This is a genomic window from Bradyrhizobium sp. Crot121 (assembly GCF_059512385.1).
This window is the reverse complement of the sequence record NZ_JCAMOR010000219.1, coordinates 1-1,787: the sequence shown is the minus strand read 5'-3', so window position 1 is coordinate 1,787 and position 1,787 is coordinate 1. Positions and strand designations below refer to the sequence as shown.

The 1,787-nt window shown below is 61.1% G+C and carries 1 protein-coding gene; it reads right to left on the bottom strand.

Features of this window, described 5'->3' with window-relative positions; all coding sequences use genetic code 11:
- The coding region (ltrA, locus tag AC5ZGW_RS46095; protein WP_245475242.1) for a group II intron reverse transcriptase/maturase at positions 1-1,521 on the bottom strand (1,521 nt) is incomplete at its 3' end.
- Positions 1,522-1,787: the final 266 nt, after the last annotated feature.

The following is a 1,787-nucleotide window of genomic DNA, read 5'->3' as shown; positions in this document are numbered from 1 at the left end:
TCGCCTAACGTGACGCTGGAATCGATCCCAGGTCATGCGGGAGCGCTGGCTGCGTCGACGAAGCGAGCGCAGCCATGCCCGGCAGACCTCGGCGCGGAACATGCCGAGCCGTTTCAGATTCCCTGGAATCGCGTGGTAGTTCAGGTACCCCTGCACCACGCGACGGAGCCAGGCGCCGATCTCAGCGATGGGCGCATGGCGGCGTTTCATCAGGTCGTGTCGTATCGCCCTCAGCGTCGCCCGCATGCGGGAGGCGATGGTCACGCGCCGGATTGTGAAGTGCGGATTCATTCGGGTCACAGCGCAGATGTGCGTGAACCCGAGGAAGTCGAACGTTTCCGGGCGGCGTTGCCCCCGGCGTGCGCGGCGCTCGGCCGCGTACCGTCCAAATTCCAGAATCCGTGTCTTCTCCTCATTCAGCGAGAGACCGAACATCGCCATCCGCTCACGCAGTGCGTCGAGAAAGCGTAGGGCCTCGGACTTTGTTTCGAAGCCCACGACGCTGTCGTCCGCATAGCGGACGACGATGACATCCCCTTTCGCCGTTTTGCTCCGCCACTGGTGGGTCCAGAGGTCGAAGACGTAGTGCAGATAAATATTGGCGAGGAGCGGCGAGATCACCGCGCCTTGCGGCGTACCTATCCGTGCTACGGACTTCGATCCACTTTCGACAACGCCAGCGGTCAGCCACTTGCGTATCAATCGCAAGAGCCGGCGATCTGCAATCCTGTGCTCGAGGAACCGCATCATCCATTCGTGATCGATCGTGTCGAAGAACGAGCGGATGTCGGCGTCGAGCACCCAGTTCACTCTTTTCTGATGGATGCCGATCCAGAGTGCGTCCAGCGCTTTATGCTGACTTCGCCCCTCCCGGAATCCGTAGGAAAAGCCGAGGAAGTCCGCCTCGTAGATTGCATTCAGGACCGTCGTCACCGCGTGCTGGACGATCTTATCTTCCAGCGCAGCGATTCCGAGCGGTCTCAGTTTGCCATTCAACTTGGGGATATACACTCGGCGAGACGGGAGTGCCTGGTAGCGGCCTGATTGGACCGCGTCCCAAAGCGCTGCTATTCGCTCGTCGAGCCCTTCCTCATAGTCGCGCCATGTCATCCCGTCGACGCCGGGCGCCGCGGAGCGCTTCAGTTGCCTGAAGCTTTCCGTCAGCAATTCGCGCGTCACGTGATGCATCAACGCCGTGAACCGTGTCTTCCTATTCCGTCTTGCCAGTTCACGTATAGCCTCCAGCCTCGTCGACGCGCTGGTCCGGCTCAGGGTCCGGGGCGCGGGAGGATGTTTGCTATTGCCCTTGGCTGCCCGCCTTCCCTCCGGACCTTCCGCGAGCAACGGTGTGGACCCGTCGCTGTTGTTCAGGTCGTTCATTGGTACTATGCGGACATCCGACTTCTCGTCGACGATGACGCTGGGCTTATGGCATTCGCCTTTCCCCAGCCTGCCCGAACGCTGTTCGTCTTCGGGCGACGACGAGATCTCCCAGTTCCTGTGCGAAGGATTTCCCCGCATGCTCAGGGTCTCCGACCGCGTGGAACCGTTGAGCGGCTCGCGATGTGCGCCGCCCAACGTGTTGCCTTCCGCTTAGGATAACAGCGTCGGCGCTCCAGACTTCCGATTTCGCGGCTCAATGGCTGGCCTGCGGTTTCCCCTGTCAACGCTTCGAAGTCGTCCTCACGAACGCCTCCGCATGACTCGGGGCCAAGGTGGGTCGCTACTCCTTTCCTGTATCGAACTTTCATCGACTATCCTTCGCCAGTTTCACTGGCGCACTATCC